This is a genomic window from Thermosipho sp. 1074 (assembly GCF_001999655.1).
In the GTDB taxonomy this organism is placed as follows: Bacteria; Thermotogota; Thermotogae; order Thermotogales; family Fervidobacteriaceae; genus Thermosipho; species Thermosipho affectus.
On the sequence record NZ_LBEX01000004.1, the window covers coordinates 158,078 to 182,039 of the forward strand.

General features: G+C 31.3%; 25 protein-coding genes. 8 read left to right on the plus strand and 17 right to left on the minus strand.

What is annotated here, in order from left to right; translation table 11 throughout:
* The 12 genes from gatC to leuS form a co-directional block, all read right to left on the minus strand.
* Complete coding sequence (gene gatC, locus XO08_RS02340) at positions 1 to 282, minus strand: Asp-tRNA(Asn)/Glu-tRNA(Gln) amidotransferase subunit GatC (RefSeq protein WP_075665457.1); 282 nt, start codon at positions 280 to 282, stop codon at positions 1 to 3.
* Positions 269 to 496 (minus strand): carbon storage regulator CsrA, encoded by a 228-nt coding sequence (gene csrA, locus XO08_RS02345; RefSeq protein WP_075665458.1) that lies wholly within the window; start codon positions 494 to 496, stop codon positions 269 to 271. The genes gatC and csrA overlap by 14 nt, the downstream gene beginning before the upstream one ends.
* Positions 497 to 505: 9 nt before the next feature.
* Complete coding sequence (gene fliW, locus XO08_RS02350) at positions 506 to 937, minus strand: flagellar assembly protein FliW (RefSeq protein ID WP_075665459.1); 432 nt, start codon at positions 935 to 937, stop codon at positions 506 to 508.
* Positions 938 to 942: 5 nt separating this feature from the next.
* The gene (locus XO08_RS02355; RefSeq protein ID WP_075665460.1) at positions 943 to 1,707 is read right to left on the minus strand and encodes an alpha/beta hydrolase; all 765 of its coding nucleotides are present in this window, start codon (positions 1,705 to 1,707) and stop codon (positions 943 to 945) included.
* 1 nt (position 1,708) lies between these two features.
* Positions 1,709 to 2,107 carry a SoxR reducing system RseC family protein gene (locus XO08_RS02360; RefSeq protein ID WP_075665461.1) on the minus strand — a complete coding sequence of 133 codons (399 nt, stop codon included), beginning with the start codon at positions 2,105 to 2,107 and terminating at the stop codon, positions 1,709 to 1,711.
* Positions 2,108 to 2,117: 10 nt separating this feature from the next.
* The gene (locus XO08_RS02365) at positions 2,118 to 3,728 is read right to left on the minus strand and encodes a DAK2 domain-containing protein (protein WP_075665462.1); all 1,611 of its coding nucleotides are present in this window, start codon (positions 3,726 to 3,728) and stop codon (positions 2,118 to 2,120) included.
* A gap of 13 nt (positions 3,729 to 3,741) precedes the next feature.
* Positions 3,742 to 4,071, minus strand: a complete 330-nt coding sequence (locus XO08_RS02370) for an Asp23/Gls24 family envelope stress response protein (protein ID WP_075665463.1) — start codon at positions 4,069 to 4,071, stop codon at positions 3,742 to 3,744.
* A complete protein-coding gene (gene dxs, locus XO08_RS02375) occupies positions 4,040 to 5,887 on the minus strand; it encodes a 1-deoxy-D-xylulose-5-phosphate synthase (RefSeq protein ID WP_075665464.1) in 1,848 nt (615 codons plus the stop codon). The genes XO08_RS02370 and dxs overlap by 32 nt, the downstream gene beginning before the upstream one ends.
* A 10-nt stretch (positions 5,888 to 5,897) precedes the next feature.
* Positions 5,898 to 7,172: a serine--tRNA ligase gene (gene serS, locus XO08_RS02380; RefSeq protein WP_075665465.1), complete on the minus strand. Its 1,275-nt coding sequence runs from the start codon at positions 7,170 to 7,172 to the stop codon at positions 5,898 to 5,900.
* 5 nt (positions 7,173 to 7,177) lie between these two features.
* Positions 7,178 to 8,218 carry an S-methyl-5-thioribose-1-phosphate isomerase gene (gene mtnA / locus XO08_RS02385; protein WP_075665466.1) on the minus strand — a complete coding sequence of 347 codons (1,041 nt, stop codon included), beginning with the start codon at positions 8,216 to 8,218 and terminating at the stop codon, positions 7,178 to 7,180.
* Positions 8,219 to 8,289: 71 nt separating this feature from the next.
* Positions 8,290 to 9,276 carry a peptidyl-prolyl cis-trans isomerase gene (locus XO08_RS02390; protein WP_075665467.1) on the minus strand — a complete coding sequence of 329 codons (987 nt, stop codon included), beginning with the start codon at positions 9,274 to 9,276 and terminating at the stop codon, positions 8,290 to 8,292.
* A 14-nt stretch (positions 9,277 to 9,290) separates the two neighbouring features.
* Complete coding sequence (gene leuS, locus XO08_RS02395) at positions 9,291 to 11,762, minus strand: leucine--tRNA ligase (RefSeq protein WP_077287163.1); 2,472 nt, start codon at positions 11,760 to 11,762, stop codon at positions 9,291 to 9,293.
* 86 nt (positions 11,763 to 11,848) lie between these two features.
* On the opposite strand from leuS, the gene XO08_RS02400 reads away from it, so the two are divergent.
* Both XO08_RS02400 and XO08_RS02405 read left to right on the plus strand, forming a co-directional pair.
* Positions 11,849 to 12,529: a 16S rRNA (uracil(1498)-N(3))-methyltransferase gene (locus XO08_RS02400; protein WP_075665469.1), complete on the plus strand. Its 681-nt coding sequence runs from the start codon at positions 11,849 to 11,851 to the stop codon at positions 12,527 to 12,529.
* A 15-nt stretch (positions 12,530 to 12,544) separates the two neighbouring features.
* The gene (locus XO08_RS02405) at positions 12,545 to 12,904 is read left to right on the plus strand and encodes a hypothetical protein (protein WP_075665470.1); all 360 of its coding nucleotides are present in this window, start codon (positions 12,545 to 12,547) and stop codon (positions 12,902 to 12,904) included.
* A 6-nt stretch (positions 12,905 to 12,910) separates the two neighbouring features.
* On the opposite strand, the gene XO08_RS02410 is transcribed toward XO08_RS02405, so the two are convergent.
* Genes XO08_RS02410 through XO08_RS02425 form a run of 4 tightly spaced genes read right to left on the minus strand, consistent with a single transcriptional unit; the run spans position 12,911 to position 17,860 of the window.
* The gene (locus tag XO08_RS02410) at positions 12,911 to 13,342 is read right to left on the minus strand and encodes a GNAT family N-acetyltransferase (protein WP_075665471.1); all 432 of its coding nucleotides are present in this window, start codon (positions 13,340 to 13,342) and stop codon (positions 12,911 to 12,913) included.
* Positions 13,343 to 13,351: 9 nt separating this feature from the next.
* Entirely contained in the window at positions 13,352 to 14,860 is a 1,509-nt protein-coding gene (locus XO08_RS02415) for an RIP metalloprotease (protein ID WP_172799328.1), read from the minus strand.
* Entirely contained in the window at positions 14,829 to 16,217 is a 1,389-nt protein-coding gene (locus XO08_RS02420) for a diguanylate cyclase (protein WP_075665472.1), read from the minus strand. The genes XO08_RS02415 and XO08_RS02420 overlap by 32 nt, the downstream gene beginning before the upstream one ends.
* Positions 16,214 to 17,860, minus strand: a complete 1,647-nt coding sequence (locus tag XO08_RS02425) for an HD domain-containing phosphohydrolase (RefSeq protein ID WP_077287165.1) — start codon at positions 17,858 to 17,860, stop codon at positions 16,214 to 16,216. The genes XO08_RS02420 and XO08_RS02425 overlap by 4 nt, the downstream gene beginning before the upstream one ends.
* 42 nt (positions 17,861 to 17,902) lie before the next feature.
* Between XO08_RS02425 and ispG the strand changes: the two genes are divergently transcribed.
* Entirely contained in the window at positions 17,903 to 18,931 is a 1,029-nt protein-coding gene (gene ispG / locus XO08_RS02430) for a flavodoxin-dependent (E)-4-hydroxy-3-methylbut-2-enyl-diphosphate synthase (RefSeq protein WP_075665474.1), read from the plus strand.
* Here ispG and XO08_RS02435 read toward each other — a convergent pair.
* Positions 18,909 to 19,940: a hypothetical protein gene (locus XO08_RS02435; protein ID WP_075665475.1), complete on the minus strand. Its 1,032-nt coding sequence runs from the start codon at positions 19,938 to 19,940 to the stop codon at positions 18,909 to 18,911. The two genes, ispG and XO08_RS02435, sit on opposite strands and share 23 nt — an antisense overlap.
* Before the next feature lie 231 nt (positions 19,941 to 20,171).
* Between XO08_RS02435 and XO08_RS02440 the strand changes: the two genes are divergently transcribed.
* Genes XO08_RS02440 through pyrE form a run of 5 tightly spaced genes read left to right on the plus strand, consistent with a single transcriptional unit; the run spans position 20,172 to position 23,925 of the window.
* The gene (locus tag XO08_RS02440; protein ID WP_233120222.1) at positions 20,172 to 21,329 is read left to right on the plus strand and encodes a dihydroorotase; all 1,158 of its coding nucleotides are present in this window, start codon (positions 20,172 to 20,174) and stop codon (positions 21,327 to 21,329) included.
* Positions 21,307 to 21,951, plus strand: a complete 645-nt coding sequence (locus tag XO08_RS02445) for a dihydroorotate dehydrogenase (RefSeq protein ID WP_075665476.1) — start codon at positions 21,307 to 21,309, stop codon at positions 21,949 to 21,951. The genes XO08_RS02440 and XO08_RS02445 overlap by 23 nt, the downstream gene beginning before the upstream one ends.
* A complete protein-coding gene (locus XO08_RS02450; protein ID WP_075665477.1) occupies positions 21,948 to 22,763 on the plus strand; it encodes a tRNA-dihydrouridine synthase in 816 nt (271 codons plus the stop codon). Before XO08_RS02445 ends, XO08_RS02450 begins: the two co-directional genes overlap by 4 nt.
* Positions 22,760 to 23,365: an orotidine-5'-phosphate decarboxylase gene (gene pyrF, locus XO08_RS02455; RefSeq protein WP_075665478.1), complete on the plus strand. Its 606-nt coding sequence runs from the start codon at positions 22,760 to 22,762 to the stop codon at positions 23,363 to 23,365. The genes XO08_RS02450 and pyrF overlap by 4 nt, the downstream gene beginning before the upstream one ends.
* Positions 23,362 to 23,925, plus strand: a complete 564-nt coding sequence (gene pyrE, locus XO08_RS02460) for an orotate phosphoribosyltransferase (protein WP_075665479.1) — start codon at positions 23,362 to 23,364, stop codon at positions 23,923 to 23,925. The genes pyrF and pyrE overlap by 4 nt, the downstream gene beginning before the upstream one ends.
* The last annotated feature ends 37 nt before the right edge of the window (positions 23,926 to 23,962 follow it).

The following is a 23,962-nucleotide window of genomic DNA, read 5'->3' on the forward strand; positions in this document are numbered from 1 at the left end:
CTATTTGTGAATACCAGGTACCTTTAAATAATTGTTTTCCCTTTTTGGGAAATTATTTCTTATTAATTCCGCATCTTCAAAGTCTTTCCTATTTCTCTCAGAAAGTTTGTATCTTTCTTCAATTGGTGTATACATGGGTTCTACTCCTTCTGTATCTACTTCATTTAACAATTCAAAATAATCCACAATTTTTTGCATTTCCTCAATAAATTCTTCTTCGTTGGAAATCTCAAGACGTGCAAGAAATGCAATATCTTTAACTAATTTTTTATCTATCGTCAAATCTCTTCACCTCCGATATATCTTTTAAATTAAAATCTATTGCCTTTTTATTTTCCATCCTTATCTCATCATACAGTTCTCGTCTCAATACTCTAACAGACTTTGGCGCAGTTATACCTATTTTTACTTCCCCACCATCTACCTTCAAAACCTTAACTTCAATATTATTACCAATCATTATACTTTCACCTATTTTTCTAGTCAAAACAAGCACAAAATCACCTCATTTTTCCAAAGAAGCTAATTTATGTTTAGTACTGTACTTATCCACATCTAAAATTATTTGTTTTCCCTTCCCATTTTCAAGATTTATAACAACGGGCGCCAGTAAATTCACCGTCGTTTCTTTTGGGTTTCCATGCGGTATTGTCAAAATAACCCAAACTGCAACCCTTTCTCTATCTTTTATTTCAAGTTCTTTTACATCTTCAGAAGAAATTTCAAATTCATAATCTTTATACACTAACCAAGGATCCATAATGGGGAAAGCCACATTTTCATCTTCAAGGGATACAAGCCACATTATTGGAAGCGTATCTTTAAGGGAAATCACTGAAAATTTTCTTAAATGCTCAAAACCAGGTAACCCATTTTCAAATAGAATAACTTCTTTTTCCTCTATATCAAGTTCTCCCAACTTGGTTTTATACTTCAAATTATTCACCTCTTTTCATACCATTCAAAGATCCTATTGTAAAACTCTTCACTCCACTCCTCATCTTCAAATATTTCATGATAGGCTCCCTCAAACCTAATTAATTTCTTATTTTCCTTCATAATCTGAAGATTGTTAAAGAATAAATAACTACCTTGTGGTGGCGTAACTCTATCATTTGTACCAACTAACATTAATGTGGGAGTGTAAATTATTCCAACTTTTTCATGTGCAAGCGCTACATTTTTCAATATACTCCTTGCAAGCTTAACACTAATTTTATCGTGAATCAATTCATCCTCCACGTATTTCTTCACCGCTTCTTCATTTCTAGATAAATTTTCAGGAGAAATTCCATTTGAAAGCGTAAAAGAAGGGTAAAAAAGTCCAAAAACAGAAAGTAATAACTTCTGTGAAAAAGAAGTCTTTACATACAACGCAGGTGATGAAACAACTAAAGATTTTATTCTATTCAAATTCTCTTGAGCATATCGTATAGAGATAAGCCCACCAAGACTATGTCCGAAAATATGAAATTTATTGAGATTTACAGTAAGTTCATTTATCACCATCATTACTTCCTCAATGGAAGTATGTCCTCTTTTTCCTGAACTTTTTCCATGTCCTGGTAAATCAAAACCGATTACACCATACCCTTTATTTACCAATCCATCTATTAATTTTTCATATCTTCCAATATGTTCTCCTAAACCATGAACAACGACAACCCATCCCTTTTCTGGAGTACCCCTAGTAAATGAATATATCACATTATCCCCCCTTGATGTGCCGCACATCTAAAATAACAGGTTTAAACCTTTTATCCAAAATTTTGTTAATTAAAAACGCAATGCCCATAAATCCAATGCCAATAAAAAAACTAAACAAGTCTGAAAGCTTTAAAAAAGCACCTAACCCCACTCCTAAAATTAATAAAATCACGGGAAGTCCATACAACATAAACGCCAGAAACGTAGGCTTATACTTCAAATCAAGTATTACAAAATCACCTGGAAAATAGTCAAATTTTTCGTCTTTCTCAACTTTCAAAGTAGAAACACTTTTTACATTACAACTTCCAGATAAAGCACACGCCCCACAAGCACTCACATCTCTATCAAGATATATATATTTTCCCTCAATTTTTGAAATTCTAAACAATTCCTTCATTTTACCTCACCTACTCAACTAAAATTAAAAATGGATAATGCACTTGTCCTCCCTCATATGTCTCAATTTCCAAAAATGAATACTTTTCCTCAATAAACTTTTTAAAAATATCCAATTCAACTGGTGTTGCCTCTTTCCCAACGATTAAAGTAACTATTTCCTTTTCATCTATGTCCTCTATTTTCTCAAATGTTTTTTTCAAAGCAATTTGAAAGTCAAAATCATGCACAACAAATTTATTATTCAAAAAAACTAAGTATTCATCCTTTTTTATTTTTTCTCCTTGCAATTTCGCATTTCTAACCGCCCTAGTTATAGATATAGTTGAAATTTCCTTTATTGTCTCTTTAAATATTTCAAATAACCTCTCAGGAGATTCATCTGGTACATTTCTTATCATCGCCGCTATACATTCTTGTACATTCTTAGTTTCAACAACATAAACGTTTTTATCTTTTGTCGTTTCCGCAACTTGCTTTGCCGCCAGTATTATATTTGAATTATTTGGAAAAATAAAAACATTTTCAGCATTTACACTTTCCACTGCAACTTTTAAATCCGCAGTACTGGGGTTCATGGTTTGCCCACCTAAAACTATCTCATCAACTGCTAAATCCTTTAATATTCTTGAAATGCCATCACTGGGCGAAACTGCAACTATTCCGTTCTTTTTTGGTTCCCCTTGTTCTTTTGATATAAAATGTTCGTGTTGTTCTTTCATGTTATCTATCTTAACCTTTAACAATTCACCTTTAGTTAAAAATTTTTCAATAACAACTCCTGGATTATTTGTATGCACATGTAATTTGATTATATTATCTTGCAAGAAAAAGACCACAGAATCTCCCATTTCATGCAAAAAGTCTCTTAACTCTTTTTCTTCTTCATAAGAGATATCATCACATGAACGAACAATAAGTTCTGTACAATATTGGTACTTTAAATCCTCTGGAATCATATTAATCTCATCTACGGGCATCGCCGTAGTTTTTATATCTAAATTAATATCTGTTTCACCATTAATGTATTTTGAAAAACCTTCTGCTATATAGTATAATCCTTTGGCACCAGCATCAACCACTCCTGCATCTTTTAATTTTTTCAACATATTAGGCGTATCTTTTACCGCAGAATCCAATATTTCCAAAACCTTCTCAAAGAATGTTTTAAAATCCTTTTGTTCTGAAAGTACCTCAAAATTTTCCGCCAAATACCTTATGGCAGTTAATATTGTACCTTCAACAGGCTTCATAACAGCTCCATACGCCACATCTTTTGCAGAGCTAAATGCCTGTGCAAAATCAACAATATCAACCTCACTCTTATCCTTTAGTGCATCGGTAAAGCCCCTAAATATTTGTGATAATATAACACCAGAATTACCACGTGCTCCCATCAATGTCCCATTTCGAATGGCATTTATAACATTATCTAATGTTTCATTATCTACATTTTCCAAATACTTACAACCTTCTAGCATTGTTGCTGACATATTAGATCCTGTATCTCCATCTGGTACAGGAAAAACATTTAAAGCATTTATTTCATCCTTGTGCTTCAACAAATTTTCTGTTCCTTTCATAAACAGAAGTTTTAACTCTTTCCCATTTAATTTATTCAAGGCACAAACCTCCTTATTTTACATCTATTACATGAACATTTACCTCAACACTTTCACAACCAGCCAAATTTTGCAACTTGTGTTTTACATTTTCGATAATATTTCTCCCAACCTCAGAAATTTTCGTACCGTACTCTAATTCAACATACGCATCTACTTTAACATGACCAAATTCATCTTCTTGAATTTTCACACGACTTTCTTCACTACTTAATATCTTTGAAAACCAACTATCTGACGAAATACTAACAGGTCCATAAGTCTCAAGTATCGCAAAATAAACAAGTTTTCTAATAGCATTCAACGTAATATCAAGTTCTCCAAATTCGGTTTGCATCTTCATATATACTCCTCCTCTCAAAAACCTCTTTTATCCTTTCTTCAATGCCGTTTTCATCTAACTTTAACAATTTCAACAATTGCTTCCTAGTACCATGCGTTACAAATTCATCCTCAATGGCTAAAATTTCCACTTTTCCAAAGTTTAACAATTCTTCTCCAAAACCTCCGGCTTTCACACCTTCCTCAACTGAAAAAACCACTCGATGATTTTCAAACACCCACTCTATTACTTCTTCATCAACTGGTTTAATACTTCTTGCAAAAACGAGTGTCCAATTATTTTTCTTTGCAACATTTAACGCACCCATTGTTGGATAACCTGTTGCAACAATTGCAACTTCCTTCCCAAAATTAAGAATTTCCCATTTATCTAAATCTATCATTTTTATTTTATCATATAACTCTTCAAATTTTCCAAATTCATAATCACGGGGATATCTAATTGCAACAGGTCCCGATAATTCTTTATTTAAAAGTGTATATAAAGTGCCCATCAAATCCTGTATATTCTTTGGAGCATATATTTTCACATTTGGAATCATTCTCATGTAAGCTATATCAAAAACCCCATGATGGGTAGGACCATCTTCACCTACCACGCCTGCCCTATCAATTGCAAAAATTACTGGAAGTTTTTGAAGTGCAATATCATGTATTATTTGATCAAATCCCCTTTGTAAAAAGGTCGAATACACGGCAAAAATTGGCTTTAATCCAAGTGTAGCTAGTCCACCAGCAAAAGTAACACACATTTGTTCTGTAATACCAAGATCAAAAAATCTTTCTGGAAATTTCTTTGCAAATTCAAAAAGTCCTGTACCCTTTTTCATCGCCGCAGTAATCGCTACTATCTTTTCATCTTTTTCGGCAACCTTTGCAAGTGTTTTTCCAAAAGCTTCACTATATGAAATTATCCCACTTTCTTTTACAAAGGTCCCAGATGAAATATCAAATTTGGCGGCACTGTGATACATCTCTGGATCTAATTCGGAAATTTCAAATCCTTTTCCCTTAACCGTATTTACAGTTATAACAGAAGGATATTCATAATCTTTGATCCTTTTAAATTCATCTTCCAATTCCTTTAAATTATGTCCATTAAGTGGTCCAAAGTGCTTTAATCCTAAACTTTCAAAGAAGTCCTCACCAGTCAATGAAACCTTTAATGCATCCCTTAATTTTTTTAATTCTTTTTCAACACCCTTTGAAAGTCTACTTTTCATCGTCTTTTTTGCATCTAAATAAATTTTACTAGTTCTCATTTTTTCAAGAAAGTGCGACAATGCACCTACATTTTTGGATATAGACATGGAATTGTTATTAATAATTATCTTTATCTTTGAATTTAACGTCTTTATTTGATTTAGCGCCTCAAGTGATTCACCTGAGGTAAGCGCTCCATCTCCAATTACAACAAGCACATTTGAATTTTCTCCATTTAATTTCAGAGCCTTCTCAATTCCAAGAGCTGCAGCAATAGCAGTTCCAACATGTCCTGCACCAAATCTATCGTACTTTGTTTCAAATATATTAGTATATCCACTCAACCCTCCAAACTTTCTAATAGTGGGGAAAAGCTCCCACCTTCCCGTTAAAAGTTTGTGAGTATATGTTTGATGACTTGTATCCCAAATTATATAATCTCTGTAAGGATCAAAAACTCTGTACAATGCCAAAGTCAATTCTACAACTCCTAAATTTGAAGCAAGATGTCCACCATTTTTCGAAACAACTTCAATTATGTAATTTCTTATCTTTCCTGCAAACTTTTCTAAATCCTCATAATCTAATGATCTAATATACTCTATATAATTCAAACTATCACCTTCATTTAATTATTTCAACTCCCATATACGGTACTAATGCTTTAGGTACTGTAATAGAACCATCTTCATTTTGATAATTTTCCAATATTGCCACAAGAGTTCGTCCCACTGCCAATCCTGATCCATTCAATGTGTGAACAAAATGTAGTTTATTATCCAAACCTTTATACCTTATATTAGCCCTTCTTGCTTGAAAATCTGTAATATTACTACACGATGAAATTTCCTTGTAATCGTTGTAAGACGGCAACCACACTTCAATATCGTAGGTTTTTGCCGATGCAAATCCTAAATCTCCACTGCAAAGATTAACAACTCTGTATGGTAATTCTAATAATTGTAAAATTTTTTCTGCATCTCTTGTAAGTTGTTCAAGTGCATCAAAAGACTCGTCTTCATTTGTAAACCATACCAATTCCACTTTATCAAATTGGTGTTGCCTTATCATTCCTCTTACGTCTTTCCCATAACTTCCCGCCTCTCTTCTATAACAAGAAGTATATGAAACATATTTTTTTGGCAAATCTTTTCCACTCAAAATTTCGTTTGCGTGCAACGCGGTCAACGGGACCTCAGCCGTTGGAATTAAGAATAAATCATCTTTTTTTGTATTATACGCTTCTTCCTCAAATTTTGGTAATTTACCCGTCCATATCATAGTCTCTCTTCGAACAAGATGTGGAACCCACACTTCCGTATAACCATGCTCATTTGTATGTACATCAAGCATAAATTGAACTAATGCCCTTTCCAACTTTGCTAAAAGACCATACATTACGGTAAAACGTGCACCACTCAATTTAGCTGCCCTTTCAAAATCGAGCAATCCAAGTTCTGGTCCTATATCCCAGTGTGCTTTAGGTTCAAAATCAAATTTCCTGGGTGTTCCCCATCTTCTCACTTCTACATTTTCCGTTTCGTCTTTCCCATATGGTACACTTTTATGTGGAATATTTGGAAGTTCAAGTGAAAGATTTTTTATTTCCTCTTCCAATTCTTTTTGCTTTTCACTTAATCTTTTAATTGTATCACCAATTTCCTTACTCTTGTTTATTACACTTTTTACTTCTTCTTCTTTTTCTTCAGACTTTAGTTTAGCAACCATTTTAGATAGTTCATTTCTTTTAGCTTTTAAATTATTAACCTCCGTTAAAATTTTTCTCCATTCTTTATCTATTTCTACAATCTTATCTATTATATCTTTATCCATTCCTCTCTTTTCCAAAGCATCATAAAATATCTCAGGGTTGTTTCTCAAAAGTTTTATATCCACCATCCAAATCACTCCTCAAAAAGTTTTTTCAAATTTTTCTCATACGGCGGATAAACTACGCCCTTTTCTGTAATTATAGCCGTTACCAACTCTGCATCGGTAACATCAAACGCAGGATTAAATACTTTAACATTGTCTGGTGCAATTTGTTTTCCACCGCAATGTGTAACTTCTGTATGTTTTCTCTCCTCAATTGGAATATCCTTACCCGTTTTTGTATTTAGATCAATTGTACTCGTTGGTGCAGCAACATAAAACGGTATACCATGTCTTTTGGCCAAAACTGCAACCATATAAGTTCCTATTTTATTTGCAACATCCCCGTTTGCTGCTACTCTATCCGCACCCACAATCACTGCATTTATCTTTCCTAGTTTCATAGACCATCCAGACATATTATCACTTATCAACGTAACGTCTATACCATCTTTCATTAATTCCCATGCGGTCAATCTTGCACCTTGTAGGTAAGGCCTTGTCTCATCGGCAAAAACTTTAATTTTCTTTCCTTGCTCCACAGCGGCTCTAATAACTCCTAGTGCTGTTCCATAATCCACAGTCGCAAGTGCCCCAGCATTACAATGAGTTAAAACTGTATCACCATCTTTCAACAATTCTGCGCCGTATCTTCCTATAGCTTTATTAACCTCTATATCTTCTTTTGCAATATTTAATGCTTCTTCTTCGAGAAATTCAAGTAATCCTTGGGGTTTCCCAAACCCTATTAACGCTTTTTCCATTCTATCCAGTGCCCAAAACAGATTAACGGCTGTTGGCCTTGTATTTGCAAGTACTTCACGCACCTTTTTCATATTTTCAATAAATTTATCAAAATCTTTATCAAACATTTGTCTTGCCCCAAGCACATATCCAAAAGCAGCTGACGCACCGATTGCAGGAGCTCCCCTCACAATCATCTCTTTAATTGCATATGCTACCTCCTCATATGTTTTACAATGCATATATTCCTCTTGAAGTGGTATTTTCCTTTGATCAATCAAAATTAACTCATCACCTGTCCATTCCATTGTCATAGTCTTTAACTTCATATACAAACCTCCTTTATTTTTTCATTTATTAAATTATAACATATTTAATAAAAATGGCCCCGTTTGGGGCCTTATTTTACTTCGTAGTATATTTCTACCTTACTTTCATCCTTAAACTTCTTAAATTCGTTCTCAATAAAATTAGACCAGATAACTGACTTTTTGTTGTTTAGTAACTCTTTAAAAATATCTTCTTTTACATCTTCAAAACTTTTCGAACGCATAGGCATAATTTTTAACACTTTAAATACATAGAACTTATCTTCCACATTGATTGGACCTAAAATTGCTCCCTCTGATGCATTCTTTATATACATCCACAATTTTTCTGGAAAGATTTTTCCTTCTGGTAACCCTTCATAATGGTAGTCATTTAGCTTCAACTCTTTTGCCAGTGAATCAAAAGATTCACCTGAAATAATCCTATTTTTTACATCTTTTGCAAGTGACTTACTTGAAAAATTAAATATATAAATATCGTACTGAGTTGGAGTAGAGTATTTTTCTATATTTTTTTCATAATAATCCTTTGCTTCACTTTCTGTAACCGTTGCATCTTTTGCGACGAAATTAAACAAATTTTCAATAGATAAATTTACAAGCGTATTAAAGTACATCTTATTTTTAAAATCCTCAAGTGTACCCATATTTGCATATTGAAGGTACACATTAAACGTTTTTTCATCTATCCCCTGCTTTTTCAAATAATCTGCAAGTTGCTTATCAATTAAAGCCCTTACTTCTTCTTCACTGGGTCTTACATTGTATTTTTCTGCAAATTGAACTATTAAATACTTATCTATAAGTTGTTCTAAAACAGCTCTTTTGTATCTAAGTATAAGTTTTACTCCTTCTTCTGTATTGGAAAGCACGTTAAAAAACGTTTGATCAACCTGACTTATACTAACCATTAACTTTTGCACATCTGCAACACTATTTAACATTGAAAGCGTGATTTCTTCACCATTTACCATCGCAACTGTTGAGGTTGCAGGTAATTCTTCAGAAATAGCTATTACAGAGAAAAGCACTAAAAAAATAAAAAGAAATTTTTTCATAAATTCATCCTCCCTCATTTAACAACAATATTGAGCAACTTATTTTTCACATAAATTACCTTTACTACATCTTTCCCTTTTAAATATGAAGAAATTTTTGGATTCTCAAATGCTAATTTCTTTATATCCTCTTCATTTGTATCAACTTTTGCAAGTATTTTTCCCCTTACTTTTCCGTTTATTTGTATGATAATCGTAACTTCATCGACTTGCAAAGCGCTCTCATCATAACTTGGCCATTTTTCATTCACTATTAAAGTTTCGTTTCCCAAATCATGCCAAATCTCTTCTGCCATGTGTGGTGCAAATGGTGATAAAATGAGTGTTAATTTTTCCACTAATTCTCTAAGTAACGGTAGATTCAATTCCCTTGATTTATTCAAATATTCAGACAAACTATTGTTAAGTTCCATCAAACCAGCTATAGCGGTGTTAAATTTAAATCCTCCTTCTATATCTTCTGTTATTTTCTTAATTATTCGATGCAACTTTCTTCTCAAATCTTTCTCCGATTTATCTTTTAATTGGATATTTTCCGCTTTAACATCCTTTATTTTTGGCAAAATAGAATAAACATTGTTCCACAACCTCTTTAAAAATCTATTTACACCTTCTATTCCCGCATCACTCCATTCCGCATCCTTTTCAGGTGGAGCCATAAACAATATGTACGTTCTTAGAGTATCTGCACCATACTTTTTAATCATTTCATCTGGCGAAACCACGTTCCCCTTCGACTTACTCATTTTCCAACCATCTTTGTAAATCATACCTTGCGTAAACAGGTTCTCAAATGGTTCTTCAAAGTCTAAATAGCCCAAATCGTGGAGTACTTTTGTAATAAACCTGGAATACAATAGATGTAACACCGCGTGTTCCACTCCGCCAATGTATTGATTAACAGGCATCCAGTAATTTACATCTTCTTTATCAAACGGTTTATCTTCAAGCTTTGGATTTACATATCTTAAATAATACCAAGAACTATCGACAAACGTATCCATAGTATCCGCTTCACGTTTTGCAGGTCCACCGCATTTTGGACACGTGGTATTTAAAAATTGTTCATCTAATGAAAGAGGAGATTGCCCTGTTGGTAAAAATTCAACATCTTTTGGCAATTTTACTGGTAAATCTTTCTCTGGTACGGGAACAACTCCGCATTTTTCACAATACACAACGGGGATGGGTGCACCCCAATACCTCTGTCTTGAAATAAGCCAATCCCTTAATTTGTATTGAACACTTCTCTTACCAATACCTTCTTTTTCAATGTATTCTATTATCTTTCCAAGTGCTTTAGTACTTCTTATTCCATCAAAAGGGCCTGAATTAACCATAACTCCTTCTTCTTCATATGCTTTTTCCATCTTACTAGCATCTATCGAACTTTCTGGATTGTCAATAACTACCCGAATGGGAAGATTATATTTTTTTGCAAAATCAAAATCCCTTTGATCATGTGCAGGAACCGCCATTATCGCCCCGGTACCGTATTCGTATAAAATATAGTTTGCAACATAAATAGGTATTTTTTCTTTTGTTACAGGATTAATTGCATACCTTCCAAGGAAAAATCCTTCTTTTTCTGCTTCAAGACTAGTTCTTTTAAACCTATCTTCAAGCGAAACCTTTCTCAAAAATTTAGAAAGTTCTTCCTTTCTATCTTCTGTAACCAATGTTTCTACCAAAGGAGATTCAGGTGCAATAGCCATGAATGTTACTCCCCAAAGGGTGTCTGGCCTTGTTGTGAAAATCTTTATTTTCATATCCAAACCATCTACGGGGAACTCTATTTCAGCACCCGTACTTTTACCAATCCAATTTTTTTGCATCGTTTTTACATTCTCCGGCCAACCTTCCAATTTTTCTAAATCATTCAATAACCTTTCTGCATAATCTGTAATCTTAAAATACCATTGCTCCAAATGTTTCATTGTGACTTCTGTTCCACATCTTTCACACTTCCCATCCACTACTTGTTCATTTGCCAAAACAGTTTGACAACTTGGGCACCAATTAACCGCTGCCTTCTTTTTGTAGGCTAAACCATTTTCATACAACTTTAAAAAAATCCATTGGGTCCATTTGTAATAACTTTCTGTACATGTAATAACTTCTCTAGCCCAATCATAACTTATTCCAATCTTTTTTATCTGGCTTTTTATTATTTCAATATTTTTAAAGGTCCATTTCTCTGGATGGATCTTATTTTTTATTGCTGCATTCTCAGCGGGCAATCCGAAGGCATCGTAACCAAATGGATGTAAAACATTATACCCTTTCATCCTTTTATACCTTGCTACAATATCACCAATCACATAATTTTTCACATGACCTACATGCAATGTACCAGAAGGATACGGAAACATAACTAGGTTATAAAACTTTTTCTTTTCCGAACGCTGAGGGGTTTCAAAAACCTTTTCTTTATCCCATATTTCCTGCCATTTTTCTTCTATTTTACTTGGAATATACTCTTTCATGGAATCCCTCCTCTTTTATTTTCATTTTAATTTTATTATACTATAAATATAAACACTTAACAAATAAGATGTGAAGAGGTGAAAAGATGCCTAACATATTTTTTGGATATAAAGACAAAGAAAAATTCATATTTGACGAACATGAAACAAAACATTTTAAAACCATTAGAGTTAAAGAAGGTAAAATAATAAAGTGTACAGATGGAAAGGGAAATAAATATACTGTAAAAATTGAAAAAATTGAAAAAAAGAAATCTTTTGGAATCATTTTAGAGTCTAAACATATAGAGAAATTACAAGAAAAAAATTTAATATTATTTGCGCCATCTGGAAAATGGGAAAGACTTAGATGGTTAATTGAGAAATCAGTAGAATTGGGAGTTGATAAAATATACATTACTAAAACCAAATACTCAAATAGAAACTACACAGAAAAACCGGAAAAAATCGAACTTGTTATTAGAAACAGTGCAAAACAATGTACAAGAGTTTATTTTCCAAATTTTAGATTCATAACGTTTGATGAAATTCCAAAGTATGCAACACAAAATACTTTCTTTTTGGATCTTTCAGGTGAAAAAATACCGGAAAAATTTGATTCGAGCATATCTTTCATTGTTGGCCCTGAAGGTGGCTTTTCACCAAAAGAAAAGGAGTTTTTAACCAAAAACTTCAAATCTGTTTCGTTAGGAAAAAAAATACTGAGATTTGAAACTGCTGCCTTTGTATTCCTCAGTTTTGTAGCGATCAAATTAAACAAAATTTAAAAAGGGGGTGGTTATATGATTAAAGGTGAAAAAGTTTATTCCTACGTAAAATTTGAACATGAAATTGAACCCACCTACAGGGAAAAAATAGCTCTTGCAAAAAAAAGATCAAAAGTAAAGGAAATCCTCTTTGAAACTCTAAAAATTTTGCTTTCAAAAGTAGATGGAATATTTGAAAATTTAACACCAGAGGATGTATACCTTGACGGTAAAAACTTAAAATTTTCTAAAAAATGGCAGGAAGAAATTGAAAAATTTTCAAAAAATAGTGATCTGAACGCTATTATACAAAGAATTACAGAATCAGCCATACATAGAATTAAAAAAATAGAAAATGATGAAAACACGGATTATTTCAACATAAAAACAAAATGAGCGGCATTAACGCCGCTCATCTTTTAACAATCCATACACGTATATATCAAAGTACCTTCCCTGACTGTATTTTGCTTTTCTTAAAACACCTTCTTTTACAAATCCAAGCTTTTCCAATAAATAAATAGATATCTCGTTGTATTCATACACTTCAGCTGTCAACCTGTTTAAATTCATTTCATCAAATGCATAATCTATAGCTTTTTTCAATATAACCTTTCCATACCCTTTTCCTCGCATATCACTCCTTACATAATAAGTTATATACGCATTTCTATTAAAATAGCGCACATTAAAAGTTACAAAACCAATAGGAATACTTTCAAAAAAATTCAAAACCACCCTTCGTGGAATATCTATAATTCTTGTTTCAGAAAAGTATTTTAAATCATCACTTTCAATTTTTAACAACTCTTTATCTGATATTTCCATTATCATATTTTCACCTTAAAAGAATCTTGTAAAATCTGCAAACATAAAATAAAACGCAAGTGCCATTAATACAAAAAAACCAATTGTATGGACTATTGCTTCAATTTTTCTATTAACCTTTTTTCTTGTTATTATCTCAATTAAAGAAAATACTATTCTCCCACCATCTAGCGCAGGCAAAGGGAGTAAGTTAAAAATACCTAAATTAAGCGTAAACAATGCAACCACTGTTAAAATAGTCTCCCATCCCGCTTTTGCAGCTTCACCTACTATAACCGCAATACCTACAGGCCCTGCAACTTGATTTACACCTTTTCCTAAAAACAACTTTCCAAACGCTTTCCAAATGGTTTTTGCAGCTGAATTACACCTTTGGATGGCCAATGAAACAGCATCAAATAAATTTTTAGGTTTCAAATATTTCTGTTCTTGTTTAAAAAATCCAGGAGTAGTAATTAACTTTGAAAAATCTTCTCGTTTCATGTTTAATTTTTTTTCAATTCCATCTCTTATTACAACAATTTCTAAATTATCATCCAAGGGTAGCAACTTTGTCTTTATTTTATTTCCCCAAATATCTATATACATTTGGTTTTGTTTTAGCCCTAACCTTGAAACAAGGTTCAAAAGTGAAACATAATCTCTTATTTCCATAGAATTTACTTTAACTATTCGATCACCTGTACGAAACGGTGAAATATCTTTACTAATAACAGACTCGAATCCTGCATAATAAAAACCTATTGTAGGTCTTTCACCTACAAAAGAATAACTTACAACAACTCCAGATAAAGTATTTCCAAAATTATCTTCTAATTCAATAAATTCTCCATTTTTCAATTGCAAATTCACACCAGGAGTAAATCCATTAATCTTTTTCAAACTTCCTTTTATATCACCGTACACATCATCTAACACAAATATATATTCAGGCGGAGTAATACGTGGTGGAATAGAGATGGTAATTACTTTATCGTCTCTTAAGACTTGAAATTCCACAACCTTTCCCTTAGAAATTTGTTCACTAACCTCTATGGAATCAAACACCCTTTTTCCATTAACTTTCAAAATTACATCTCCGTCTTTCAAACCATATTCGGCAGCAGGAGAGTTATCAATAACCTTTCCCACAGTAACGGCAGGAACTCCCCAATTAGTAACTATAGGTATAAATAGTATATAAGCAGCAAGTATGGAAAATAAAGGTCCTGCAAAAGCAATTAAAAGTCTTTGCCAAGCTGGTTTTGCATAAAGTCCATCTTCTACTTCTTCATCAAAGTCCTCACCTTTTAATCTAACATATCCACCAAAAGGTATTATATTTATTCTAAACAAAGTCTCCTTAAACTTCTTTTTAAAAAGAGCCGGGCCAAAACCAATTGAAAATTCCAAAACACCCACTTTGAAAATTTTTGCAAATAAAAAATGTCCAAACTCATGTACAACAACGACAAACATAAAAACCAAAACAAAAGAAACAAACGTTAAAATACTAATCACCTCCGCATATTTGATTTTTTCCATTTCTTTTCGCCTTATAAAGATTTTTATCTGCTTCTTTAACGAAAGCCAACATAGACCTTTTTGGTTTACAACACACCCCAGCACTAAATGTAACTATATCAATCCCAAGAGACGACCAATTAAACTCTCTAACCTTATTTAAAACTCTTTCTAAAACGTGTTTTGCATCTCTACATTGTGTGGAAGGAAAAATAACAAGAAACTCTTCACCACCATACCTTCCAACATAATCACTATCCCTTAAATTTCCACTTATTATACCCGCAACTTTTTTTAAAACTTCATCTCCTTTAATGTGTCCATACTTATCATTTACTTTTTTAAAGTCATCTATATCTATCATAGCAACTGACAAAGGAATCTTTTGCCTCAAAGACATACGAAGTAATTCATTTAATTTTTCCATTATAAACGCCTTGCTGTAAACTTTAGTCAGCGCATCTTTCTCTATTTTTGACTTACTTAAGTTATACTCGTTCAAAAGTTTTGCAACCAAAGATAACGGTTGAACAGCTGTAGATATTAAATTGTAAAATTCATTTTTTCTTTTCACACCTTCAAGTAGTAAAACTGCTTGTTCATTACCCTTATACGCTAAATTGATGGTGATAAATTCCTTTAATTTTCTCCCTTGATTGTTGTAATTTCCATTATAATACCAGTTTAAAGAAGTTACAGGCTTTTCAAATGCCGACATTAAGATATCTTTTACATTCTGTTTATTAAAGAAATCATCATCACCAGAAAATGAATAAACTCTTGCATTTTCAATATTTAAAATCAAAACATGTAAAGATATGATTCCAAAGATTTCATTCAAAAGAAAATAAATTCTCTCAAATAAATATCTTTCATCTTCTAGATATTCTAAAAAACTATATATCTCGGAAATAAATAACTCATTTCTCAAACTCTCTTCAAGAATATCTAGAAGATCTCTAAAAGATCTCTTTTTCAAATTAAAAACTTCATAATTTAATTCTAAATGATAATCATTATCCAAAAAATTCTTTAATTCACTTAAAATTAACTCTCTATCAATAGATTTTTTCAAATAAAGATCTACACCACTTTTAATTGCCCAAAATTTATTTATAGTCTCATTTTCCGCAGTTATAATAACTATACCTACGTTTTTAAATTGCGGATATGAACGTATAAAACGTGCTACGTGAATTCCGTTCATTTTGGGCATTGTATAATCTACTATTACTACATCTGGAAGAATTGAAAAAAATTTATTCAAACCATCTAAACCATCAACTGCAACTTCTACCTCACAACCTAATTTACCTAACTCAAACTTAAAAAATTCCCTCCAAAGTTTACTATCATCAATAACAAGTACTTTCTTCACAAATTTCTCTCCTTTACTATTTCTTTTAACTTCTTCACTATTTTACCATCAAATTTTCCATTTTCTACGTCTTTTTCTAACAAGACAAATATATCTTCAACTTTAAACCCCTTTATTTTCATAGTATAAAATGCATCCACAACTGATATTATCCTACTTTCTATCGGAATTTCTTCATATTTTAAACCAAGATATCCATTCCCGTCACACCTTTCATGATGATACAAAACAATATTTGCTATATCTTTAAAAAATCTAAATCTATTTAAAAGTTCATAACCATAACTGACATGTTCTTTTATCTTATCTAACTCATCTTTAGTTAACCTACCAGTTTTTTTTAATACTCTATCACTAATCATTATTTTCCCAATATCATGCAAAATCGCCGCTTTCCATGTTTTCTCAGGATCTACTCCAAATTCCTTTGCAATCTTTTTAGAAAGCTTTGCAACTACCTTTGAGTGTTTCTTTCCTACTCTTTCATCAACACTCACCGCAAAGAATTCTAAGACCTCAAAAAACATCTTATTAAAATCATTTTCAAGTACTTTTAAAATCAAAAAATTACCAAAAATCTTCCCAAAAATATCAACATACTTTGGTAAATTCAAATCCCCTGAAACAAATGAGTCCAAACATATTGCACCCATTCTTTCATTTTCAACATATATTGGAATAACATACAAAGATTTTATCTTATCACTTCCTATTTCTTTAAATTTTTCGCTAAAACCTTCCTTCTTATTTAACTCTCTTAAAATATCACCTTTTACATATCCTTCGTACTTTAGTGCTAAAACATTGTCTTCATTGCTAAATTCAAATTCCTTTAATTTTTCATCATATCCAAATTGTGCAAAATACTTGTATTTTTTGTTTTGTTTTAAAATAATGCTTCCCGCATTTACGTTTTTAAATAAGGAAATTATCTTTTCTAAAATAAATTGAGCTATATTTTCCACACTATCTTTTGGATTTATTTTTGCTAAAATCTCGTATATGGAAATCAAAAATTTATTAAGTTCTTCTACTTCTTTTTTTGACTTTTCGATATCTTCCATAGATTTCAAAATTTCCTCTTCATTCTCTATAACAACCTCTTGTAAATAGTTTATACTCCTTTTTATACTTTCAAATTCCTCAAATTCCATATCCTCCTCAATTGGAGAATATTCAAGATAATTTTGAAAATAATTTAAACTTCCCTCAATTTTTGCCAATTTATTAGTTATATTTAAAAAATCTTTGTAAACCGTTCCTCGTAAATTAAAAAACATTAAAAAATATATTATAAAAAACAAAAACGAAAGAATTAAAAATGTTAAAATTTCAAAGGAAATATCTTTAAAAACGTATATCACTTTTCCAGCATATTCAAAACTTGAAACCACGGAAAATAGTCTTTTTTCCCTAACAGGTGTTACAAACAAATTATTCCCACTTTTTTCTTCTAAAAATTTAAATAACGATTTATCGCCTTCTTCTAACTCACTTACAAGTATTTTGGATATTATTTCCACATTGTTTTTTTCAATATAAAATAGTAAAATTAGAGTTGAGATGGTAAATATTAAAAATAGAAAAATCAAAAGTAAAAAATTTTTTCTTAGATTTAAGAGGAAAAAATCAGGGATTTTCATACTATCACCTCAACAAATATTTTATCACATAGGAGGATTGAAATGAAAAAAGAAATTAATATAGGCAATGTGAAAATAGGTGGAAAAAATCCAATTGTCATTCAATCTATGACAAACACAAACACGGAAAATATTGAAGAAACACTATCACAAATAAATAGATTGTACAAAGCAGGCTGCGAATTAGTAAGAGTTTCAATTCCAACATTTGAAGCGGCAATAGCACTTAAAAATATTACAAAAAAATCTCCAATACCTGTAATAGCTGATATACACTATGACTACAAACTTGCAATAGAAAGCATTAAAAACGGTGCCAAAAAGATTAGAATAAACCCTGGAAATATAGGAAATAAAGAAAAAGTAAAAGAGATAGTAAAAGTTGCAAAAGAGTACAATATACCAATAAGGGTTGGAGCAAATTCTGGTTCAATTTCAAATGAATTTGCACACCTATCAAAAGTTGACGCACTTTGTGAATCTGCACTTAAAGAAGTTAAAATTTTAGAGTCTTTGGGATTTTATAATATAGTAATATCAGTAAAGAGTTCAGATGTAAAAGAGACTATACAAGCATACGAAAAAATTTATAACATCACAGAATATCCATTACACTTAGGAGTTACAGAAGCAGGCACATATGAATGGGCTTTAATAAAATCATCCATTGCACTTGGATATCTTCTATACAACGGTATTGGAGATACAATTAGAATTTCAATTGCCGGTGATCCTGTAAACGAAGTAATTGTTGCAAAAAAAATACTTATATCTTTAAATTTAAGAAAAGGCCCACAAATAATTGCCTGTCCAACTTGCGCACGCACAAATATTGACGTTGAAAATTGGGCAAATATCTTGGAACAAAGATTTTCAAACAAAAATATTAAAATAGCGGTGTTGGGATGTGTCGTTAACGGGATTGGCGAAGGAAAAGATGCGGATATTGGAATAGCAGGTATTCCAAATGGATTTATATTATTTAAAGACGGGAAAATTATAGGGCAATTCAAATCTGAAGAAATAATAGATGTATTGGAAAAATATATCAATACAGGGGAAGAAAAATAAACCTTTTCTTGTTAATAGTAGATATTAAAAGATATTTTCTAGACTTCAAAAAAATTAAATTTTCACTTCCCAATCTATTTAATGCAGATCTTAAAAAATATGCATTAGTTATTGTTTGAAATTTTTCAGGCGATGAAATTTCAAGATGACCTTTATATTCCATATCAGATGAAGATGCAAAAAAGAATAATCCTGCTGAATTACCCGCCAACTTTAATCGAGAATACCTACCAGAAATCATAGATCTTCTTAAAAATCTTTTTAAATTTTTCAAGCTAATACGCATAAATTCTTTTGCGTTGGAAAATTCTTCTTCAAGTAAATAAATCATTTCTTCATTCAGATTTTCACCACATACATTAAAAAGTTGATCACTTTTTAATACCATATGTCTTAATCCATATCCCAATTCAATTTCTCTTCCTTTCAACAACTGTAGTGCTTTTATTAGATGTCTTGAAGAATAATACGGTATTCTCCATGAAAAAGTAGAACTTTTTTTATCCCTTCTAACATAATTAATTATTCCATTATTTTCAGCAACCAATCTAAAACCATTACCAAAAAATAAGTCTACAAAATTCCCTTCTTCAAGGTGCGAAGATACAAAATCAAGGTCATTTAAAAATGTACTTCTTGAAATATCTAAAAGTTTTTCATACCTATCTTCAAAATCTTTCAAATGAAAATCCTCAATTTTTAATTTTAAATTCTCATCTTTTGCCTTTAAAAATACATATCTACCATCTGAATAAATATTTATATCTCCTGAAAGTTCATATACAAAAAATTTTAAAATATCAAGTGGTAAAGTAAATGAAAGTGTAGTTGGATTCATTTCAGAAACAACAAATTTAACCGTCAAACAACCATCACTACCAAACATGCTTAAATAACCACTATTGTAGGAAAAACCAACTTTTCTATTTATTTTTTCAACACTTCCCACCACTTTGTCTATTAACTTTAGGGCTTTCTTCATTTCGTCAACATTTATTTTTAATCTCATACATTCACCTCTTTATATAATTCTACAATAAAAAGCTTCCTTCTCAAACAGGATAAATATATGCTAGACTCTAAATTTACAATTAACAAATTGTACAATGATACTTGATTATCGAAGAAAAATATGATATAAAAGTAATTGAAAAATTTGTGGGGGGAAAAGTATGAAAATTTTATTCTTCAATAAAAGGGAAAATAAATATTACATAAAAAACACCTAAAAATGGGGCTTTTGGCCCCATTTTCTTTATTTTTCAGGGGGGGTGAAAGTATAAAAATTTACGATCCTTTTGAAAAAAAGATATTCTATGAAGATCTTGAATTCCCAGAAAAAGTAAAAGGAAAAAACTTAATATGCGTTCCCACCTTTTTTGACTTTCACACACATGTTAGATTATTAAAAAATCAAGAAAACTATGAATCTCTGCAAAAGGCATGTATTGCCGGTGGATTTTCGGAAGTATTGATACAACCAAATACAAATCCACGTCTTGAAACAAAAGAAGTACACAAGACACACGAACAGTTAACTAAAAAAACTTATGTAAAATTTTATAGAACCACTTCTTTATTTGGAAACCAAGAACCTTCAGGAAATATCCTATGTTATTCGACAGACGGAATTGAATATACATACAATGATTTAGTTAAAAATTTTTCCAAAAAAACTCCTGCTTTAGTTTTGGACCACAGTCAAATATTTGAAAACAAAGGAATGTTCTATAGAAAAATAAACAATATTCCCAAAAGACCAATAACAAATGAAGCAATTGCCATATCTAGAACTGTACTTACAGGAATTGAGTTTAACTTTAAAGATTTTCACATACAGCACGTTTCTTCAAAATATTCCATAGAAATTATCGATTTTTTAAAAAGATATGCCTATATAACCTCAGAAGTAACTCCTCATCACTTATTAATTTCAAATGAAGACATATCAAATTCAAATTTTAAAATTAATCCTCCACTGTGTGATAGGAAAACAATAGAATTTTTAAAAACAGCTGTAAAAAAAGATAAAATAGACATACTAGCCACCGATCACGCTCCCCATCCGAAAAAACCAGATGACTTTGAAAAAGCACCATATGGTACTTCAAATATAGAAATAGCATTTTCTGCTTTTTACACCGCACTTGAAGATGTTTTCTTAGTTGTTGATAAACTGTGCAAAAATCCAAGGAAAAGATTGGGAATAAAATACAAATTTTCCCATGAAAATTTAGTAATAATAGATCTAAACCAAACCTATATAGTGGATAGCAGCAAATTTTTAAGTAAAGGAAAAAATTGTGCATTTGACGGCATGAAACTCAAGGGGAAAATAATCGGAGTAAAAATAAAAGGACAATGGGGGTATTGGGATGGAGAATACTTACTTGACTAAAAAAGATGTTATTAAATTAAACAAAGACACTTATATAGTTACATTTGAAAACATAAAGTTCGAATTAGGTCAATTTATAATGATCGAAACAAAAAATTTAGTAAGAAAGCCTTTTATACTTGGCACTTGGAATAACCACCCTGCAATTTCCGTACAAATTAAAGGTAAAGGAACCGAATACATAGTAAAAACACAAAATAATATAAAGGCCCATTTTCCACTTGGAAAAAAATTTATCCCACCGTCTGGAAAAGGAATGGTAATTATTTCTCCAACATGTATAACCCTTGCAAATTTAATAACAAAAGAATATAACTGTGATGTACTTGTTGGCAGTAAAACACCTCTTGAATACAAAATACCATTTGAATTTGCAACAGGTGATGTGGAATTTGCAAACAAAGTTGAAAAATTAAAAAAATACGACTGGTATTTAATATCAGGATCAAAGGCAATGGAAAATTTTGTGCTTTCCAAAATTGAATCAAATAACATTTATGTATCTTTAGAAGAATATATGGGATGCGGAATTGGAGCGTGTAAAAGTTGTGCAGTTTTTACAAAAAACGGGGTTAAACATATATGTACAGATGGCCCCATATTTAGGAGGGATGAACTATGAATCTTAATCCACCGTTAATTATAGCCTCAGGTCCTGGAGGAAATGGGGAATATTTAAAACTAATAAATCCAGAGTATATAGGAGCTTATACGTTGAAAACTGTAACTTTAAATCCAAAAAAAGGTAATCTTCCTCCAAGAATGCGAGATAAAGAACATTTTGTAATTAACAGTATTGGCCTTGAAAATCCTGGTATAAACCATTTTATTGAAAATATAGAAAAATATAAATTAAATGTTAAAACTATATTAAGTCTTGGTGGAGATACAAAAGAAGAATATATAAAGATTGCAGAAATTATTGCTCCATATGCACAATATTTTGAAGCAATAGAATTTAATTTTTCCTGTCCAAATGTGAAAAAAGGAGGATTATCGATTATATCAGATAAAGACGAATGGGAAGAAATTTTAAAAAAAGTAAGAAAAATACTTCCAAATACCTTTTTAATTGCTAAATTAAGTATAGAAGGAAACTTTGTAGAAACTTCTTCACAAATAGTAGCCAAACACAACTGGGAAGGAATAACCCTAATAAATTGTGTAAGAGGATTAATAATAGAAAATGGGAAAGTAATTACAGGAGGAATTTCCGGTCCAATTCTAAAACCTATCTCATTACGTGCAATATATGAAACAAGGAAAAAATTAAAAGATATCTATATAATAGCTTCAGGTGGAATTTATACGGAAAAAGATGCAGATGAATTTCTAGAAATAGGTGCAAACGCTATTTCCATAGGAAGTGCACTCTTTAAAGATCCAAATGTTGTTGAAAAAATAGGAAAATATTTGAAAGGAGTGAAAAAATGATACCAGTATTAAGTTTGGATATGCAAAAACCATTGGAGTTTATAAAAGAAGTAGGTAGCTTCGAAACAGTAAAAGTAGGGCACAATCTTGCAATTAACGGTAGAAAAATTCTTGATGAGCTCTACAATCTAAACCTCAAGGTCATATTAGACTTAAAATTTTGCGATATTCCTTCTACAGTAGAACGTTCAATAAAAAGTTGGGACCATCCTACAATTATTGGTTTTACAGTCCATAGTGCAGCAGGTATAGAAAGCGTAAAAGCTGCTTTAAATGCAACAGATAAATTAATATTTTCAGTAATCAAACTAACATCACAAGAGGGAAGTTTGGAAAGCTACATTGACAAAATTTTTGAACTAGAAAACTTAAAAAGTTCATTTGTTCTTCCAGGAAAATGGGCAATAAAGTTGAGAAAAAAACTTACTGGAAAATTTTTAGTACCTGGCATAAGGATGGAAGTAAAATCAGATGATCAAAAAGATGTTATAACTCTTTCCCAAGTAGAAAATATTGCAGATTTTGTAGTACTTGGCAGAGAAATTTATCTTTCGAAAAATCCAAAAGAAAAAATTCAAAAAATAAAGGAGGAATTAATATGAAAATAGAAGAAATTTTAAAAACAACAGGAGCCCTTTTAAATGGTCATTTTATCTTATCATCCGGTAACCATTCGGAAAAATACATTCAATGTGCAAGAATATTTGAGTATCCAAAATATGGAGAATTAGTAGGAAAAATGCTAGCAGAAAAATTGGAAAAATACAACCCTGATCTCATAATCGGCCCCGCTATGGGAGGAATACATATAGCATACATAGTAGCAAAATACCTAAATAAAAGAAATATTTTTGCAGAAAGAGAAAACAAAAAAATGACATTAAGAAGAGGCTTTAAAATAAACGAAGGAGAAAAAGTAGCAATAGTAGAAGATGTAATAACAACGGGAAAATCAGTAAAAGAAGTAATAGAGATAGTAAAAGAAAGTAAGGGAAAGGTATGTTGTATTGGTTCAGTAATAAACAGGTCTGATAATAATCCATTTGAAGTACCATACGAATATCTTTTAAAAATCAATATTCCAATATATAAAAAAGAAGAATGCCCATTATGTAAAGCACAAATTCCTGCGGAAAAACCAGGAAGTAGATTCATAAAATAAAAAAAGCAGGCGAAAGCCTGCGAAAAAAAAATAAACC

What these genes read in the sequence shown, in the direction of transcription:
- XO08_RS02360 (WP_075665461.1), bottom strand. Translation starts at nt 2,107, where the DNA reads ATGAAGGAATTGTTTAGAATTTCAAAAATTGAGGGAAAATATATATAT.
- XO08_RS02370 (WP_075665463.1), bottom strand. Translation starts at nt 4,071, where the DNA reads ATGAAGATGCAAACCGAATTTGGAGAACTTGATATTACGTTGAATGCT.
- serS (WP_075665465.1), bottom strand. Translation starts at nt 7,172, where the DNA reads ATGGTGGATATAAAACTTTTGAGAAACAACCCTGAGATATTTTATGAT.
- mtnA (WP_075665466.1), bottom strand. Translation starts at nt 8,218, where the DNA reads ATGAAGTTAAAGACTATGACAATGGAATGGACAGGTGATGAGTTAATT.
- XO08_RS02390 (WP_075665467.1), bottom strand. Translation starts at nt 9,276, where the DNA reads ATGAAAAAATTTCTTTTTATTTTTTTAGTGCTTTTCTCTGTAATAGCT.
- leuS (WP_077287163.1), bottom strand. Translation starts at nt 11,762, where the DNA reads ATGAAAGAGTATATTCCAAGTAAAATAGAAGAAAAATGGCAGGAAATA.
- XO08_RS02400 (WP_075665469.1), top strand. Translation starts at nt 11,849, where the DNA reads ATGCCTAACATATTTTTTGGATATAAAGACAAAGAAAAATTCATATTT.
- XO08_RS02405 (WP_075665470.1), top strand. Translation starts at nt 12,545, where the DNA reads ATGATTAAAGGTGAAAAAGTTTATTCCTACGTAAAATTTGAACATGAA.
- XO08_RS02410 (WP_075665471.1), bottom strand. Translation starts at nt 13,342, where the DNA reads ATGATAATGGAAATATCAGATAAAGAGTTGTTAAAAATTGAAAGTGAT.
- XO08_RS02415 (WP_172799328.1), bottom strand. Translation starts at nt 14,860, where the DNA reads ATGGAAAAAATCAAATATGCGGAGGTGATTAGTATTTTAACGTTTGTT.
- XO08_RS02425 (WP_077287165.1), bottom strand. Translation starts at nt 17,860, where the DNA reads ATGAAAATCCCTGATTTTTTCCTCTTAAATCTAAGAAAAAATTTTTTA.
- ispG (WP_075665474.1), top strand. Translation starts at nt 17,903, where the DNA reads ATGAAAAAAGAAATTAATATAGGCAATGTGAAAATAGGTGGAAAAAAT.
- XO08_RS02435 (WP_075665475.1), bottom strand. Translation starts at nt 19,940, where the DNA reads ATGAGATTAAAAATAAATGTTGACGAAATGAAGAAAGCCCTAAAGTTA.
- XO08_RS02445 (WP_075665476.1), top strand. Translation starts at nt 21,307, where the DNA reads ATGGAGAATACTTACTTGACTAAAAAAGATGTTATTAAATTAAACAAA.
- XO08_RS02450 (WP_075665477.1), top strand. Translation starts at nt 21,948, where the DNA reads ATGAATCTTAATCCACCGTTAATTATAGCCTCAGGTCCTGGAGGAAAT.
- pyrF (WP_075665478.1), top strand. Translation starts at nt 22,760, where the DNA reads ATGATACCAGTATTAAGTTTGGATATGCAAAAACCATTGGAGTTTATA.
- pyrE (WP_075665479.1), top strand. Translation starts at nt 23,362, where the DNA reads ATGAAAATAGAAGAAATTTTAAAAACAACAGGAGCCCTTTTAAATGGT.